Origin of the sequence: Bartonella sp. MU70NMGDW, from assembly GCF_042194085.1 — a bacterium.
Taxonomy (GTDB): domain Bacteria; phylum Pseudomonadota; class Alphaproteobacteria; order Rhizobiales; family Rhizobiaceae; genus Bartonella; species Bartonella grahamii.
In genome coordinates this window covers 1-17,037 of record NZ_JBHIMK010000008.1, presented here as the reverse complement: position 1 = coordinate 17,037, position 17,037 = coordinate 1, and the positions used below count along the sequence as shown (strand labels likewise).

The following is a 17,037-nucleotide window of genomic DNA, read 5'->3' as shown; positions in this document are numbered from 1 at the left end:
TATTCAATTTATCTGTCAAAATTGTGAAACCATTCTTCTCATTAAAAAATGTAATTCTTATCAAGAATGAAATTTCTTACAAAGAATCATTTTTCAATGATTCTAGCCGCCGTTATTTGCTATTTAATAACATTCTTCTTGCATGAAATGATAACACATCTCTTAATGTTGTAAGTGGGGTACATATATTAAAATCCATAGCTAATTTAAACCTTGCTATATTGTTCCTTCTTTTACAAAGTCTCTTTCTTGCAAGACACCCATTTTCTCGTTATTAAATTTAAAAATAATTGCTGCTGTTGTGTATGGCAAGCTATTATGAAAATATCAGAAGATTTCCTCTTCATAGAAAAATCTCTAATTTTTTAACAAAAATATTTTCTAATTTATCTGAAAAAAATTACCCTAATTACCGTAATATAAAAAAACAAGCAGTGTTTTAAATATTACAGCACAGAGAAAATTCTATAACATGCAAAATATTCTTGATATAAAATTGTATAAAAACTGATATCTAACAAAAGGAAAATGTATAATTATGCTAGAAAAAAAAGAAGACTGCGATAGTGGATTTGACAGTCTTGATGAAGCTATCAAAAGAGTTATTGATATAGCAGGTGCTGCAAAAAAACGCTCTTCGCAAATATCAGGGATAGCAACTCACATTCAAACACTTGATGAAAAAATGGGAGGATTACAAGCATCTGACTTAATTATCCTTGCAGGACGCCCTGGTATGGGAAAAACCTCACTGGCTACCAATATTGCCTTTAATATTGCTAATGCTTATAATCGTAATGCCAATATCCAAGAAAATGAAGGGGGTATTGTAGGTTTCTTCTCACTTGAGATGTCATCCGAACAGCTTGCAACCCGTATTATTTCTGAACAAACAGAAGTCTCTTCTTCTGATATTCGGCGTGGTAATATCTCAGATGAACAATTTTCAAAAATTATTCGTGCGGTGAACCAACTACAAAAGGCACCACTTTATATTGATCAAACTGGGGGAATATCAGTTTCACAACTGGCTGCCCGTGCTCGGCGTCTCAAGCAAAAACATGGTTTGGATGTCTTAATTATTGATTATATCCAACTCATGACAAGTGATTTAAAATACACATCTGAATATCGTATTCAAGAAATCACTTCAGAATTAAAAGCATTAGCTAAAGAATTAAATATCCCTATTATTGCTCTTTCACAACTTTCACATCAAGTTGAAAACAGAACAGATAAACGCCCAAAACTTTTAGATTTAGGTGGATTTGGTTCTATTGAGCAAGATGCCGACATCGTTTTATTTGTCTATCGTGAAGAATATTATCTCAAAAATGAAGAACCAAAGTTCGGTAGCCTTGAACATATGAAATGGATAGAGACAATGGACAAAGTTTTTGGAAAAGCTGATGTTATTGTTGCAAAACAACGTCATGGACCGACAGGAATCGTGCCCCTTGCCTTTCAGTCTTCTTTCACACGATTCAGTGACCTGGAAGATATTGATTATCTTCCAGAGAAAATTGGTTAAATTAACATGGCGCGTAATCGTATTCAATTTATCTGTCAAAATTGTGGAACTGTCCATTCTCGTTGGGCGGGAAAATGTAGTGCTTGTGGAGAATGGAATTCCCTTATCGAAGAAACTATAAATGGCGGCATAGGAAGTGGTCCTAAACAGAATGCTCGTAAAGGACGCATTGTCACACTCACATCTCTTTCTGGAAATATCGAAGATACTCCACGTATTCATTCTGGTATTGCTGAACTTGATCGTGTTACCGGTGGGGGCTTTGTCCGTGGATCAGCACTCCTTGTTGGAGGTGATCCGGGTATTGGTAAATCAACATTGCTGACACAAACAGCTGCTGCTTTATCACGCAAAGGATATAATGTCATCTATGTTTCAGGTGAAGAGGCTATTGCGCAAATTTGTCTGCGCGCGCAAAGGCTTGAAGCTAACAATACAGAGGTGAAACTTGCTGCTGAAACCAATGTTGAAGATATTCTGGCAACCTTAAGCGAACATAAAAACCTTGATATGGTGATTATCGATTCAATTCAAACCCTATGGTCAGATACAGCAGATTCATCACCCGGCACTGTCACACAAGTACGTATCGGTGCTCAAGCAATGATCCGCTTTGCCAAAAAAACGGGAACCGCCGTTGTTCTTGTTGGTCATGTTACAAAAGATGGGCAAATTGCTGGTCCTCGAGTTGTTGAACATATGGTTGATGCCGTTCTCTATTTTGAGGGTGAAGGAGGACATCATTATCGCATTCTTAGAACTGTAAAAAATCGCTTCGGACCAACAGATGAAATTGGTGTCTTTGAAATGTCTGATAAAGGATTACGCGAAGTGATAAATCCATCCGAATTGTTTTTAGGAGAACGTAATGAAAAAGCTCCAGGTGCTGCTGTTTTTGCGGGAATGGAAGGGACACGCCCGATACTCGTAGAAATTCAAGCGCTTGTTGCTCCTTCTTCCCTTGGGACACCAAGACGTGCGGTTGTCGGATGGGATGGAAATCGTCTTTCTATGATTCTTGCCGTTTTAGAAGCCCATTGCGGCATTCGTTTTGGACAGCATGATGTCTATCTGAACGTGGCAGGTGGATATCGCATATCAGAACCCGCTGCTGATTTAGCTGTAGCCGCTGCTTTGGTATCCTCTCTTGCCAATATCGCATTGCCAACGGATTATGTATATTTTGGTGAAGTCAGTCTTTCAGGAGCTACCCGCGCTGTTTCACATTCAGCACAGCGCATCAATGAAGCAAAAAAACTCGGCTTTCAAGGAGCATTTCATCCCACAACAACAACCGAAATGATGAAGTCGCTCAATTTTCAACAAAAAACTTTCTCCGACCTTCCGGAACTCGTTGCTACTCTTACCGTAAGTAAAAAATGATCTGCACCATAGATATGATAATATAGAAAAAACTCTATAAAATACAAAAGATCCTTGCTATAAGAACAAAAAATATATTTGCACATAGACTTAGAAGAACACAACTTTATGTATAAGGAACAAACAAATGATCATAACAATCCTTGATGGAATTGTCGTAGTAATCATCCTGTTGTCCGCTTTTCTTGCTATGCTTCGAGGGTTTTCACGTGAAGTGTTATCGTTGATTTCTTGGGCAGTTGCAGCTATTACGACACTGTTTTTATTCAAGCCTGTCTTACCTTTCTTTGAACACTATCTCTCTAATAAAATGATTGCATTGATCACAACATTGGTCACGATTTTTATTATTGTTCTCATTATTACTTCAATTATTACAATGAAGATCTCTGATTTTATTATTGATAGTCGAATTGGTATTCTTGACCGTGCTATTGGTTTTATTTTTGGAGCACTTCGCGGTTTACTTATCATGGTCATCGGTATGTTGCTGATTAATGCACTGATTAAACCCGAGCTTCAAGCGAATTGGTTAAAAAATGCAAAAACAAGGCCTATTTTAGATTCATTGGGACAAAAAGTTTGGGAAATACTCCCAAAAGATATTGGATCTGTTCTCGAAAAGACAGAAAATTTGTTTAAAAACAGCAATAAACATACGTATGAGCAACACTCTCATGAAAAGATAATTTTAGAAAATAGAGAATAGTTTTTCATGAGGAAAGAGAACTAAATGATGTAAAATGTGATATTAATGATTCCTCCATATCACAACTGAAAGAATATGATGATAAAAAGCGATGTTTTCTGTCAAGAATTTTCATTAGATGATGATACCCTTCATGAAGAATGTGGCGTTTTTGGTATTCTTGGGCATGAAGATGCAGCAACATTAACAGCTCTTGGACTCCACGCACTTCAGCATCGTGGGCAAGAAGCGGCTGGTATTGTTTCCTACCATAATAAAATGTTTCATCAAGAAAAGCATTTAGGTCTTGTTGGTGATCACTATACCAATCCTACAACACTTGCACGCTTACCAGGAAATCGCGCTATTGGACATACCCGTTATTCAACAACTGGAGAAGTAGCATTACGCAATGTTCAACCCCTTTTTGCTGAGTTGAAAGCTGGAGGCATTGCTATTGCTCATAATGGTAATCTTACCAATGGTCTTACATTACGCCGTGAACTCATCGCTTCTGGAGCTATCTGTCAATCAACATCAGATTCAGAAGTTTTTCTTCATCTTATTGCCCGCTCACGTTATGAATCGTCCTCTGATCGTTTTGTTGATGCAATTCGGCAAGTAGAAGGTGGATATGCTATGTTAGCGCTCACGCGTACAAAGCTTATTGCTGCACGCGATCCAACAGGGATTAGACCCCTCGTGATGGGGGAACTTGATGGTAAGCCTATTTTTTGTTCTGAAACTTGTGCTCTTGATATTATTGGAGCAAAGTATGTCCGTGATGTTAAAAATGGGGAAATCATCATATGTGAAATACAAAAAAATGGGGAAATTACTAAAAAAATTATAAAACCAAAAAATGAAAAACCAGAAAAACTTTGCTTGTTTGAATATGTTTATTTTGCCCGACCGGACTCGATCGTTGGAGGGCGTAGTGTCTATGCAACACGCAAAAATATGGGAATCCGTTTAGCACAGGAAGCCCCTTGTGAGGGTGATGTTGTGGTTCCTGTTCCTGATGGAGGAACTCCTGCTGCAATTGGCTATGCACAAGAAATTGGAATTCCCTTCGAGCTTGGTATTATTCGTAATCACTATGTTGGTCGCACTTTTATCGAACCAACACAACAAATTCGTGCTTTTGGTGTCAAATTAAAACATTCTGCAAACCGTCCTGTGATTGAAAGAAAACGTGTTATTCTTGTTGATGACTCTATTGTACGTGGAACAACATCTCTTAAAATTGTGCGAATGCTCCGTGATGCAGGAGCAAAAGAAGTTCATATGCGCATTTCTAGCCCTATGATTTTCTATCCCGACTTTTATGGTATTGATACACCTAAAGTTGAAAGCCTTTTAGCAAATCAATATCCAGATTTAAAATCTATGTGTGATTTTATTGGAGCGGATTCATTAGAATTTCTTTCAACGGATGGATTATATCTTGCTGTAGCAGGAGAAAAACGGAATAATGCCGATCCACAATTTACTGACCATTATTTTACTGGATATTATCCTACGCAGCTGGTTGATCAAGAAAACCTCTCCAAAACTCATCAATCATCTGTTCTTAGAACAAGAGATTAATGATGACAAAATTTAGTCTCCATGGGCGTGTTGCACTTGTTACTGGCGCATCAAGAGGAATTGGTTATTATTTGGCACTCGAGCTTGCTACACGCGGCGCTCATATTATTGCTCTTGCACGAACAGTCAGTGGACTTACTGAATTAGATAATCAGATCCAAGAAAAAGGGGCTCATGCAACCCTTGTTCCCCTTGACTTGCATCATATGGAAAACATCGATACTCTTGCTATCTCAATTGCCAAACGCTGGAAAAAACTTGATATTATCGTTGCAAACGCAGGAATCCTTGGAACACTCTCACCAATAGCGCATATAGAAAACACGGTATTTGAAGATGTTTTTCAAATAAATCTTTTCAGCCAATGGCGCTTAATGAAAGCTGTTGAGCCTTTATTACGAGAATCTGATGCTGGACGAGCCATTCTGTTATCCTCAAGCGTTGCGCATGCTGCGCGCCCTTTCTGGGGAGCTTATGCAGCCTCTAAAGCGGCTTTAGAGATGATTGCCCGCTGTTGGGCAGAAGAACTCAAACAAACCCCTATTAAGATTAATTGTGTCAACCCTGGTGCCACACGCACTGCCATGCGCGCTGAAGCTATGCCCGGTGAAGATCCACAAACTCTCCCTTCACCACAAGAGGTTGCAAAAAAGATAGTACATTTGTTATCACCTGATTTAAAAGAAACTGGAAAACTCTTTAATGTCCATAAAAATCGGTTTGTAGATTATCATGTACCTGACTGATCATCATCGGAGAAGTAAATCGTTTGATTCTCTCTTTTTCCTGTGCTTCTCAACAGAAGAATGAAACACTTTATGATTCTTGGATAGCTTTAGCATCAGCCTTTTTCTCTTCTAAAGTAGCACGTTTACTATAAGCGATAAAACTACAGGGGAGAAAAATCATATAGCTAACAGCTGTAATCAATAAAGTTTTCCATGTGTAAGTCGCAAGAAAACCGACATAAATAACAATAACCAACATGCATGGTATAACGATATCGCGCCTTAAATTTTGATCAATTGTTTTTGCATTCCATACTGGTAAACGACTAATCAAAAGAAAAGCAATAATTACAGTATAAAGACTAAAAAATAATGCCCACCCCCAATTGGGGACCAAACCAAGAGCGCCTAAATAGGTAGGCAATAAAAGGAGTAATGCTCCTGCTGGTGCTGGAACACCAACAAAATAACTTTTCTGCCACTTAGGTATATTGGTGTTATCCAACATCACATTAAAACGTGCTAATCGCAAACAACAAGCAACACAATAAACAAGGGCTGCAACCCAACCAATGTGATTTGCTTGATTCAAGATAAAGGAATAAACAATAAGTGCAGGGGTAACACCAAAATTTATAACATCAGCAAGAGAATCCATCTGTGCCCCAAAAGATGAACTACCATCTATTAAACGGGCAATGCGACCATCAGCACCATCTAAAACTGCGGCCAAAAGCACCATTAAAATAGCAGCTTCATAGCGATGTTCAAAAGCCAAACGAATGCTGCTCATCCCTGCACAAATTGCTAAAATAGTAATGATATTGGGAATGACATACCGCATTGATGTAGGTGAACGCCGCCGACTTGCAACATCATCATGCTGCCCCTCAGGATTGAATGAAGAAAATGGCGAAAAATTTTTCATTGTGAGTCCTAATCGTATCTGAAGTCCGTTGTGGCACTCTTATCATCAAAAGAACCCAAAACTGTTTCTCCAGCAATTGCTGTCTGTCCAACTGCAACACGCAATTTCATTTCAGTTGGTATATAAATATCAAGGCGAGAACCAAAACGAATCAATCCAAATCGCTCACCAGTCATAACGGCATCGTTTTCTTTTGACCAACAAACAATCCGGCGTGCAACCATTCCCGCTATTTGTACGATACCGATTTTACCATGTTTGCTATCAATTACCATCCCATTACGCTCATTAAACTGGCTAGCTTTATCAAACTCAGCATTGGTAAATCGACCTGGATGATAAACGATAGACTCTACTGTACCACTGATAGGAATACGATTAATATGGCATGAAAAAATATCCATAAAAATGGAAATACGGATCATTTCATCTTTCCCTAATCCTAATTCTTCAGGTGGAACACATGATTCCACAAATGAAATACGCCCATCGGCAGGCGACATAACCCAATTTGAATTCAAAGGGATCACACGATCTGGATCACGGAAAAAGTATATACACCACACCGTGAGAATGAGACCAAACCAAAACAACGGACTCCATATCCAACCAAGAATGAGCGAAATAACAAAAAACGCTACAATAAAAGGATAACCCTCTTTATGAACCGGTACAAAGCTATTATGGAAAGATTGCAGAATACTCATATAATTTCCTATTCATCGTAAACTTAAACAAGCAACAAATCTTTTTGTTCCTCTTGTATCTTTTTATGTATTTAATCAATCACTCCATATAAAGATATAGATTACATTTTGCCCTATTTATTTTTTACGATTAACAACACTCGTCTCATCTTCTTCACGTATTTTACGTAATTTTTCTTCAGCTTTCGATGCTTCAAGCTGCTTATTCCACATTGAAGCATATAAACCTTTCTTGCGTAAAAGCTCTGTATGCGCCCCATTTTCAATAATACGACCACTTTTAAGAACCAAAATTTCATCAGCATTGATAACAGTAGAAAGACGGTGAGCAATAATCAATGTTGTACGTCCACGGCTTACAATATCCAATGCTTGTTGAATTTCCTGTTCCGTTGCCGTATCAAGAGCCGATGTTGCTTCATCTAGGATAAGAAGTGGGGGGGCTTTTAAAAGTGTCCGTGCAATAGCCACACGTTGTTTTTCACCACCTGATAATTTGAGACCTCGCTCTCCTACCATAGACTGAAAACCTTCCGGTAAAATTTCAATAAATTTTGATATTTGTGCCATTTCAGCAGCTTTGCGCATTTCTTCATCTGTAGCACTTGGACGCCCATAGCAAATATTATAGGCAATTGTATCATTAAATAACACTGTATCTTGTGGGACCATGCCTATCGCTTCACGCAAACTCTTTTGTGTTACGTCACGAATATCCTGCCCGTCAATTGTGATAGAACCCGCGTCAACATCATAAAACCGAAAAAGCAACCGAGAAATAGTTGATTTACCTGCACCAGATGGACCGACAATGGCGACTGTTTTTCCTCCAGGAACTTCAAAATCAATATCTCTGAGAATCTGACGTGTCGAATCATAGGAAAACTTTACCTGATGAAAACGAATGGTCCCATCGCTTATCTCTAACGGTTTAGCATCCGATTTATCAACGATCTCCTTCTGAACATCTAAAAGATCAAACATTGCTTCAATATCCGTTAAACCTTGTCGAATATCACGATAAATTGAACCAATAAAATTCAGTGGAATGGAAAGTTGCATTAAAAGTGCATTAATAAAAACAAAATCACCCAAAGTTTGTGTTTTATAAAAAACTTCATAAGCTGACATCAGCATCATGATCGTCATTCCAATACCAAAGATAAGAGCCTGACCAAAATTAAGCCAGCTTAACGATGTCCAAATCTTTGTTGCGGCTTTTTCATAACCTACCATAGAAGCATCAAATCGATCGGCTTCTAGAGTTTCATTGCCAAAATATTTCACCGTTTCAAAATTCAAAAGAGAATCAACAGCACGCGTATTGGCCTCAGTATCTGCTGTATTCATTTGTTGCCGAATACGAATGCGCCAATCACTCGCCTTAATGGTAAACAAGATATATAATCCAACCGTTGCAACAACGATGAGAAGATAATGCCACCCATAACTTATGTAAAATACAAGTGCTGTTAATATAAACTCTAGAACTGTCGGTACTGTGTTCAGAATTGAAAATCTTACGATCGCTTCAATTCCTTTTGTACCACGCTCAATCACACGAGAAAGCCCACCAGTTCGGCGTTCCAAATGAAATCGCAAGGATAACTCATGCATATGTACAAAGGTTTTATAAGCCAATTGACGAACAGCATATTGACCAACAGTGGCAAAAAGAGAATCGCGTAATTGATTTAATCCAGCCTGCATAATACGTGCGACATTATATGCCAAAACGAGCATGATGGGAATAATCAAACTGGATGGGAACCATTCAGGTAGCTGAAAGCTTGAATCAAGCACATTCGTAGAATATTTAAAGAAATACGGTACAGATATGAGAACGAGCTTAGCCAAAACAAGATAAAATATTGCCCATAGCACACGTATTTTTAGATCACGCCGACCTACTGGCCACATATAGGGCCATAAATTGTAAAGTGTGTGCAGAGTTCTCCCTGTATCTGATGATACAGTTTTTGTCATTTCATTGCGTTTCATAAAGTCCTTACTTCTCTATCATCCACACGAAAAAGGCAAAATACCCCCCGTGGTTGTTTATAGATTTATCTCTTCATTACGCTTCCAATAAGCTATACCTACTCGTTGTTTGAAGTTAGACTGTTTTTGAACAAGGAACAAGAAATAATCCACTATACAATTTATTATTTTGATCTGTATTTTCATACCACTCTGCTGCAAATAAATTTTCAACTTTTACATGTTTTTTTTTCAATTCTGCATGAAGCCACTTTTTTGTTTTACCAATCTCTTTAAGTCCATCATCAATAACTTCACCATTTTCTATTAAAATCGTCGATTTCTTCCCCTCTTCCTTTTTAATGACAGTGAAATCACCATTGGTTTCCAAACGAACAAAAGCGGCTTCATGTAAGTGACACCCTTTAAGACGTAACATCGTAATGAGATCATTAACATTGATCCCTAAGTTCTTAATCTTATCTATTTGGAAAACCCCATCTAAAACTAATGTAATATTCCGCCCCGCGATAAGACGACGAAAAAAAACTGAATAGCGTGCAAAAAAATTAAAAGATGTAATCAAGGTTTGCCAGATGAGTAAAACAAGCAATAATTGAATGCTACTAATATTCTGATTATAAATAACTCCGCCAATAATACCTCCCATAACAAAATTACTGACCAAATCAACTGGTGTCATCTGACTAAGACTCCCCCGTCCTGTTGTTCTTAAAATAAACAAGAAGGCAACAAGACCTACAGCCAGCTTAAGCGCGATATATCCATAATGATATAAAAATTCCATCAAACTTTCCTCCCTTTATTTATGTAAGCTGCTGGAATAGGAAAATTAAAATCGTTTTATTTCCCACACAGTTATGCGCTCACCACTCTGCGGATCCTTACAGTCTTTTAAAAGAATCCCCTCAGCTGCAAGCTCATCACGAATTGTATCCGCTGCTTCCCACTCTTTATTATGGATAAGTCGTAGTCTTTCAGCAATACGTTGATCAATAAATTTTGAATCAAGAAAAGTTTTTTTTATAAATAATGGGCAGTCTATTTCTTTAATCCATTCTTGTCGTAACAGTCCTAATAAATTCATCCCATTAGCAAGAGCCAACGCATTCCCTTCTTTATAAAACTTTCGCAAAAGAGTCAGTGCTTTTGGAGTATTAAGATCATCACTGAGTGCATCTATCAAAGTATCATTAATTGCTTCATTGTTTTCCATCTCACTTTTTTTGCTGCGAAGCAATTCATACCAACGATACAGTTCGCTGCTCGATTGTATTAAACGCTGCGCTGTCCAATTTAATGGTTCACGATAATGCGTTTGCAACATCGAAAAACGCGCAGACAAACCAGCCCAATTTTTCTTCATTTCATCGGTTAAAATACCATTAAACTCCCAAAAGTTATTCTCTAAAACAGAACGAATAGTTATGAAATTGCCAAAGCTTTTCGACATCTTTTTTCCTTCAACTTGTAAAAAACCATTATGCATCCAAAAATTTGCCATTCGCTCCGTCCCAAAAGCTGAACAACTTTGTGCAATCTCGTTTTCATGATGAGGAAAAATTAAATCAAGTCCACCACCATGGATATCAAAAACATTCGCGGTTGGATCATCACAAGTTAAACCACCGCCATAGGGCGCTAATAACTTTGCCATTGACATCGCAGAACATTCAATATGCCAACCTGGACGACCTAAAACAGGAATTCCGGCCGGCGATTCCCAACCTGGCTCCCCTTCCACAGAAGGTTTCCATAAAACAAAATCCATCTCTTCCCTTTTATAAGCAGCAACATCAATACGCGCCCCCGCCCTCATTTCATCTAAAGAACGATTTGCAAATGCCCCATAGTGGGGAGGATTTTTTATGCTACTTACAGAAAATAATATATGATTTTCCGCTTTATAAGCGTGCCCCTTTTCAAGCAATCTTTTAATTAAAGAGCGCATTTCCTCTAAATGCTCGGTTGCGCGCGGCTGACTGGTTGGTAATAGACAACCAAGTGCTATTGTATCTTGTTGAAACTGGAAATATGTACGTTCTGTTAATTGACGAATGGCGTCATTCAATGACAAGTTTGGATATTCAAAAGCTGCTCGTGCATTAATTTTATCATCAACATCTGTAATATTACGCGCATATAGAACATGCTCATTGCCATAAACATGACGCAATAAACGAAATAAAATATCAAAAACAATGACAGGGCGTGCATTTCCTATATGCGCATAATCATAAACTGTCGGACCACAAACATAAAGACGTACTCTTGTCGGATCTATTGGTGTAAAATTTTCTTTTTTACGTGTCAGCGTATTATAAAATCGCAACTCTCTCATTATTGACTCCATGGACGATACTATGCACCGCTCCTTTTAGATGTATCTTATCTCAACTTATCGTATTACGCGGTTTAGGCTCAAAACTTTTATCTTATAGTAAATTCTTCTTACCATTTTCCCACTAGTATTCACGGCTGTATTCATCATTTATCATAAAAACAATCTATTTTATTTGATTGAACAAAAGCATTCTATCATTAGAGATGCTTTTCCTCCTTAAAGAAAACGAGCTTAGAAAAAGTTCTATAGGCAATACAATATAAATCTATGTGAAAAATAGATAGCTTTCAGGAAGCAAATCTTAAATTTTTAACCACACAAAGCTTCGTCAGTATTTTCAATATTCCACAATGGGTTCCTTACTGCCTCTTACGCCCTATATTTTATAATCAATAATTGAGAATAATGTAGCAATTAACTCTATTTTTTTACACAGTTCTCATGACAAAATTATTTCATCTGTACAGAGTTTTATTCAAAGAAAGCAATAAAAATAATGCGTAATAGATTGATGAACATCATTATTTTAATATTTCTTGTCATTTCAATGCCAACCTTTGCGCAACAATCTCCACCTTATGAAAGAAAATTACTCCGACTAGCAGAAATTTTAGGATCATTGCATTCTCTCCAAAATCTTTGCGATCCTCCAACAAACCAATGGTATGATTATATGAATGCACTGATTGAAGCAGAACACCCCATTCCACAAAGACGTGCTTATTTTTATGAAGCGTTTAATGAAGCGTATCGTGCTTTCTCAGAAAATTATCATCATTGTACACAAGCAGCCATTGAAGCCAATCAAAGATACATTGAGGAAGGAAGAATTTTATCTGAAAACCTCCTCATGCATTATAAATAATTAATCTATACAAAAAGTATCTCTCTCAATTTTAGCGATATCAATGATATTCCTCTCACAAATGCGGAGAGCAATAAACCAGCTCTGAAAATAGAGAGACTTTTAAAAAATAATGTCTCGATACGCTTTTATTCGTATGAGCGCCTTCTTCCCATACAAAATCGTTCTTTGGCTTCCTCCCCACACCTCAAAGGATGAAGATTGTTAACTAAATTTTTTCTGTAAATAATCTAGGTTCTTGTTGAACAAGATTCCTCTTGGCTTCCCACTCATGTAATTTGCTTCATAGTTTCTACAAATAAGCCTAAGAATATTCACCACGCATAAAAAAATACTTATGTGCCAAAGAGGCTGACATACCCTATATCATCACTCTAAAAGATGATATTTTACGACACACTTTTTAATCTGTTTACACCAAATTTTCCATAAATTTAACAGGCTCTCCTTGTGAAGGTGTGACAATTTCACCTTCCCACATAACGCGCATACCACGGATAATAGTCCCAACAGGCCAACCTTTAACTTTTTGACCATCATAAGGTGTCCAACCGGCACGCGAACCAATTAAGCTATTCGTAATAATTTCTTCTCTCTTAAGATCAACAATGGTTAAATCAGCATCATACCCAACAGCAATGCGCCCTTTACAGCTTATACCAAAAATACGACTAGGGCCATGTGAAGTGAGATCAACAAAACGTTCAAGAGATATTTTTCCTTCATTCACATGTGTCAACATAATTGCTGCTGTTGTTTGCACCCCTGTCATTCCTGAAGGTGAAGAGGGATAAGGTTGAAGTTTTTCTTCAAGGGTATGAGGCGCATGATCTGAGCCTAAAACATCAATAATTCCTTGTTGAACACCATACCAAAGAGCTTCACGGTGGCGCAATTCACGAATAGGCGGATTCATCTGAATTAATGTACCAAACTTCTTATAATCATCAGCCGTGAGAGTCAAATGATGTTGTGTCACTTCAATTGTTGCAACATCCTTATGTTTTTTTAGAAAATCAATTTCTTCTTCTGTCGAAAGATGTAACACATGAATCCGTGCTTTCGTCTCATGGGCAATTTTTACCAAACGCTGCGTACATTTTAATGCCGCAATTTCATCACGCCAAATCGGATGTGATGATGCATCCCCTTCAATACGCAATATTTTACGCTCTTGAAGCCTCGCCTCATCTTCAGAATGAAAAGCTGCACGACGGCGTGTATTCTTCAAAATAAGGCGTACACTTTCATCATCATCAACCAAAAGATCACCGGTAGAGGACCCCATAAAGACTTTAATTCCAGCCGCACCAGGAAGTCTTTCTAACTCAGAGAGTTCATGGGCATTTTCACGCGTTCCTCCAACCCAAAATGCAAAATCACAATGCATTCGATGAAATCCGCGCTTAACCTTATCGCTTAATGTTTCTTCTGATGTTGTCAACGGATTGGTATTAGGCATTTCAAAAACCGCCGTAACACCCCCTAACACAGCAGAATACGAGCCACTTTCCAAATCCTCCTTATATTCATTTCCTGGCTCCCGAAAATGCACTTGGCTATCAATAATTCCTGGTAAAATATGAAGCCCCGTACAATCAATGACCTCATTAGCCGATGCACATGTAAGGTTGCCTATTTCAGCAATACGACCATTTGTAATACCAATATCACGCTTGCTTCTTCCATCATGATTCACAAGTGTTGCACCTTTAAAAATTGTATCAAATGTTTTAAACATAGCCACGCTCCTTACATATTGCTCACTTATCGATTATGTAACTTTGAGCAGAAAGGCAAGAACCATGATTGAAAAACAAAATGCCATTTGCTTAAAAAACCGCGGGCTTATTCAAATTACAGGCGAAGAAGCAACAGATTTTCTACAATCCCTGATCACGACAGATGTAAAAAAAATCAGCCCACAGGAACTTTTCCCTGGAGCCCTTTTATCCCCACAAGGAAAGGTTCTTGCTGATTTTCTTATCGGAAAAAAAGAAAATGGTTACCTGATTGATATCAGAATGCCTTTAGCTGATACGCTTCACCAACGTCTGTTGCTCTATAAGCTGCGTAAAAAAGTAGAAATTACACAACCATTACAAAAGCTTGTTACGGTTTCTTTGAATAATGAATCAGATTCTTTAAATTTTGATTCAAGTTTTGTTGATAAACGCTTCCCACAACAAGAAAAAATAATACGAATCTATGGCAAAAAACCTTTTTTGACTTCAGAATATCATGACACATGGAATCAATTGCGTATCCGTTATGCAATTGCGGAAAGTGATCAAGACTATGAAGTTGGTAAAGTCTTTCCTCATGATATTAATTACGATCAAATCAATGGACTCTCATTCAATAAAGGATGTTATATTGGACAAGAAATTGTTTCACGAATGCACCATCGCCGTGCAGCACGTCGCCGTATTTTTATTGTAAAAGGCCAGTGTGAATTAACCCCTCAATCTAGCATTGAAGCAGGAACAAAAGTGCTTGGCTACTTGGGAACGTGTGTAGAAAATGAGGCTCTCGCTTTAATGCGTATTGACCACGTCAAAGATGCTATGGATCATAACATCCCCTTTACTATAAAAAACATTCCTGTCACTATAAGCATTGCTGAAAATATGAATTTTACCTTTCCTGAAAATACTATAGAAAATACGCATGGCTAAAGCTGAATTATTAAAAAATGGAGAAGCCCGCGCTTGGCAAAGAATGCTCTCTGGAAGGCGACTTGATCTTCTCAACCCTTCTCCTTTTGATGTTGAAATTGAAGATATTGCCCATGGACTTTCTCGCGTGGCACGTTGGAACGGTCAAACACGAGGGGAGCATGCCTATTCTGTTGCACAACATTCACTTTTGGTTGAACAAATATTTCAAAAACTTTTTCCACAATCGGGAAGCAACGAATGTCTTTATGCTCTTCTTCATGATGCTCCAGAATATGTCATCGGCGATATGATTTCCCCCTTTAAAGCTGTCATAGGAAAACAATATGAACGCATTGAAAAGGGCATCCAAGATGCTATCCACATGCGCTTTTCTCTTCCCGTTGATCTTTCTCAAAAACTTTTAAAAAAAATCAAACAAGCCGACCGTATCGCTGCATATAATGAAGCGATTACGCTTGCTGGATTTAGTAGAGAAGAAGCCCTTCGCTATTTTGGCTCTCCCAATAATATTTTACCCGATGATCTTAATTTATACCCCTACTCTACCCAACAAATTGAAAACGCATTTTTAACTCGCTTCAATGCCTTGGATGCCCAAAGATTATAGACTCTTCGCATTGTTCCTTCCCTATCATTAAAGACTCATCACACTGATTTATAATAATAATTCATTGTTTTTTCATGTTGAATGAGAGCCACTAATATCGTAAGATTCACTCATTTCAAATCTGTTTATATTGAATCAATCAAAACCATTCTCTTGTACGTCATAAGTGGGACCGGCATATGGGTAAAAACTTTTAAAGAAAGAATTTGAAATGTCTCTTATGAAGCGTAAAGATGGGGGCGCTCTATAAATTGTACACTTCACAGGGGCTTTACCGCTATACCATTCACAAGCGCCGTCGCGAAATAGGATTGAGTCCCCAAGAAAGCTTTCTTTAAAAAAGCACATGACTTAGCAACCCAATGGCGTTCTGTTTTGCATGAGAGGAGTGACTCCATTAAAGAAATCGAAAAAATCACAGCTCAAATTGCATACAAAATATATGAAATAATACACTTTCATTATCAAAATAACAAATGTTCCCTTATCAAACTTTTCATCTTAAACTGAAGTTTATTTTAGTTTATAAACTTCATTATCCGCTGGGAAAGCACGAGATGTGACATCCTCTGCATAATTCTTTATTGCAGTTTCCATGGCTTGTTCAAGGTCTCCATAACGGCGTACAAATTTTGGCACATGAACACCATAGCCCAACATATCTTCCATAACCAATACTTGTCCATCGCATTGATTGGATGCACCAATACCGATCGTAGGGATAGAAAGCTTTTCTGTCAGTTTTACTGCTAAAGGTTCGACAATCCCTTCTAAAACAATAGCAAAAGCACCGGCCTCCTCAATTGCAGCCCCATCGGCTTCAATTCTTTGCCAATCACTCTGTTTTCGTCCTTGTGTTTTGAAACCACCAAAACGATTCACCGCCTGGGGTGTAAGACCGATGTGTCCCATCACTGGAATGCCACGTTTACACAAAAAATCAATTGTTTCCGCTATATAAACACCACCTTCAAGCTTAACTGC

General features: G+C 37.9%; 14 protein-coding genes and 1 pseudogene. 8 read left to right on the top strand and 7 right to left on the bottom strand.

Annotation, left to right across the window (positions count from 1 at the left end; genetic code table 11):
- Positions 1 to 541: 541 nt before the first annotated feature.
- The 5 genes and pseudogenes from ACFIKE_RS01630 to ACFIKE_RS01610 form a co-directional block, all read left to right on the top strand.
- Positions 542 to 1,531 (top strand): annotated as a pseudogene (locus ACFIKE_RS01630) (DnaB-like helicase C-terminal domain-containing protein); the annotation flags it as partial.
- A gap of 6 nt (positions 1,532 to 1,537) precedes the next feature.
- Positions 1,538 to 2,914 carry a DNA repair protein RadA gene (gene radA / locus ACFIKE_RS01625; RefSeq protein WP_375648249.1) on the top strand — a complete coding sequence of 459 codons (1,377 nt, stop codon included), beginning with the start codon at positions 1,538 to 1,540 and terminating at the stop codon, positions 2,912 to 2,914.
- 127 nt (positions 2,915 to 3,041) lie between these two features.
- On the top strand, positions 3,042 to 3,623 hold the full coding sequence (locus ACFIKE_RS01620) for a CvpA family protein (protein WP_375648248.1): 582 nt from the start codon (positions 3,042 to 3,044) through the stop codon (positions 3,621 to 3,623).
- 75 nt (positions 3,624 to 3,698) lie between these two features.
- Positions 3,699 to 5,192, top strand: a complete 1,494-nt coding sequence (gene purF, locus ACFIKE_RS01615) for an amidophosphoribosyltransferase (RefSeq protein WP_375625023.1) — start codon at positions 3,699 to 3,701, stop codon at positions 5,190 to 5,192.
- Between the two features lie 2 nt (positions 5,193 to 5,194).
- Positions 5,195 to 5,938: an SDR family NAD(P)-dependent oxidoreductase gene (locus ACFIKE_RS01610; RefSeq protein ID WP_375625024.1), complete on the top strand. Its 744-nt coding sequence runs from the start codon at positions 5,195 to 5,197 to the stop codon at positions 5,936 to 5,938.
- 70 nt (positions 5,939 to 6,008) lie between these two features.
- Here the strand turns inward: ACFIKE_RS01610 and pssA are convergent, their stop codons facing one another.
- From pssA to cysS, 5 genes are all read right to left on the bottom strand, one after another.
- Positions 6,009 to 6,848, bottom strand: a complete 840-nt coding sequence (gene pssA / locus ACFIKE_RS01605; RefSeq protein ID WP_375648247.1) for a CDP-diacylglycerol--serine O-phosphatidyltransferase — start codon at positions 6,846 to 6,848, stop codon at positions 6,009 to 6,011.
- An 8-nt stretch (positions 6,849 to 6,856) separates the two neighbouring features.
- The gene (locus tag ACFIKE_RS01600; protein WP_375648246.1) at positions 6,857 to 7,555 is read right to left on the bottom strand and encodes a phosphatidylserine decarboxylase; all 699 of its coding nucleotides are present in this window, start codon (positions 7,553 to 7,555) and stop codon (positions 6,857 to 6,859) included.
- Between the two features lie 117 nt (positions 7,556 to 7,672).
- Complete coding sequence (locus ACFIKE_RS01595) at positions 7,673 to 9,556, bottom strand: ABCB family ABC transporter ATP-binding protein/permease (RefSeq protein WP_375625869.1); 1,884 nt, start codon at positions 9,554 to 9,556, stop codon at positions 7,673 to 7,675.
- 115 nt (positions 9,557 to 9,671) lie between these two features.
- Positions 9,672 to 10,343, bottom strand: coding sequence for a DUF421 domain-containing protein (locus ACFIKE_RS01590; protein ID WP_375648245.1), 672 nt, complete (start codon positions 10,341 to 10,343; stop codon positions 9,672 to 9,674).
- A 45-nt stretch (positions 10,344 to 10,388) separates the two neighbouring features.
- Positions 10,389 to 11,897 carry a cysteine--tRNA ligase gene (gene cysS / locus ACFIKE_RS01585; RefSeq protein WP_375648244.1) on the bottom strand — a complete coding sequence of 503 codons (1,509 nt, stop codon included), beginning with the start codon at positions 11,895 to 11,897 and terminating at the stop codon, positions 10,389 to 10,391.
- Positions 11,898 to 12,396: 499 nt separating this feature from the next.
- Between cysS and ACFIKE_RS01580 the strand changes: the two genes are divergently transcribed.
- Positions 12,397 to 12,765 (top strand): TIGR02301 family protein, encoded by a 369-nt coding sequence (locus tag ACFIKE_RS01580; protein WP_375625865.1) that lies wholly within the window; start codon positions 12,397 to 12,399, stop codon positions 12,763 to 12,765.
- 412 nt (positions 12,766 to 13,177) lie between these two features.
- Here the strand turns inward: ACFIKE_RS01580 and ACFIKE_RS01575 are convergent, their stop codons facing one another.
- The gene (locus ACFIKE_RS01575) at positions 13,178 to 14,506 is read right to left on the bottom strand and encodes a dihydroorotase (RefSeq protein ID WP_375648243.1); all 1,329 of its coding nucleotides are present in this window, start codon (positions 14,504 to 14,506) and stop codon (positions 13,178 to 13,180) included.
- A gap of 64 nt (positions 14,507 to 14,570) precedes the next feature.
- Here ACFIKE_RS01575 and ACFIKE_RS01570 point away from each other — a divergent pair, with 64 nt between their 5' ends.
- Positions 14,571 to 15,443 (top strand): YgfZ/GcvT domain-containing protein, encoded by an 873-nt coding sequence (locus ACFIKE_RS01570; protein ID WP_375648242.1) that lies wholly within the window; start codon positions 14,571 to 14,573, stop codon positions 15,441 to 15,443.
- Entirely contained in the window at positions 15,436 to 16,053 is a 618-nt protein-coding gene (locus ACFIKE_RS01565) for a YfbR-like 5'-deoxynucleotidase (RefSeq protein WP_375648241.1), read from the top strand. The genes ACFIKE_RS01570 and ACFIKE_RS01565 overlap by 8 nt, the downstream gene beginning before the upstream one ends.
- A 513-nt stretch (positions 16,054 to 16,566) precedes the next feature.
- Here the strand turns inward: ACFIKE_RS01565 and ACFIKE_RS01560 are convergent.
- Positions 16,567 to 17,037, bottom strand: a 471-nt coding sequence (locus tag ACFIKE_RS01560; RefSeq protein ID WP_375648240.1) for a 3-methyl-2-oxobutanoate hydroxymethyltransferase, incomplete at its 5' end; no start/stop codon positions are given.

Coding starts and splice junctions, on each gene's coding strand:
- radA (WP_375648249.1), top strand. CDS start 1,538: ATGGCGCGTAATCGTATTCAATTTATCTGTCAAAATTGTGGAACTGTC.
- ACFIKE_RS01620 (WP_375648248.1), top strand. CDS start 3,042: ATGATCATAACAATCCTTGATGGAATTGTCGTAGTAATCATCCTGTTG.
- purF (WP_375625023.1), top strand. CDS start 3,699: ATGATGATAAAAAGCGATGTTTTCTGTCAAGAATTTTCATTAGATGAT.
- ACFIKE_RS01610 (WP_375625024.1), top strand. CDS start 5,195: ATGACAAAATTTAGTCTCCATGGGCGTGTTGCACTTGTTACTGGCGCA.
- pssA (WP_375648247.1), bottom strand. CDS start 6,848: ATGAAAAATTTTTCGCCATTTTCTTCATTCAATCCTGAGGGGCAGCAT.
- ACFIKE_RS01600 (WP_375648246.1), bottom strand. CDS start 7,555: ATGAGTATTCTGCAATCTTTCCATAATAGCTTTGTACCGGTTCATAAA.
- ACFIKE_RS01595 (WP_375625869.1), bottom strand. CDS start 9,556: ATGAAACGCAATGAAATGACAAAAACTGTATCATCAGATACAGGGAGA.
- ACFIKE_RS01590 (WP_375648245.1), bottom strand. CDS start 10,343: ATGGAATTTTTATATCATTATGGATATATCGCGCTTAAGCTGGCTGTA.
- cysS (WP_375648244.1), bottom strand. CDS start 11,897: ATGAGAGAGTTGCGATTTTATAATACGCTGACACGTAAAAAAGAAAAT.
- ACFIKE_RS01580 (WP_375625865.1), top strand. CDS start 12,397: ATGCGTAATAGATTGATGAACATCATTATTTTAATATTTCTTGTCATT.
- ACFIKE_RS01575 (WP_375648243.1), bottom strand. CDS start 14,506: ATGTTTAAAACATTTGATACAATTTTTAAAGGTGCAACACTTGTGAAT.
- ACFIKE_RS01570 (WP_375648242.1), top strand. CDS start 14,571: ATGATTGAAAAACAAAATGCCATTTGCTTAAAAAACCGCGGGCTTATT.
- ACFIKE_RS01565 (WP_375648241.1), top strand. CDS start 15,436: ATGGCTAAAGCTGAATTATTAAAAAATGGAGAAGCCCGCGCTTGGCAA.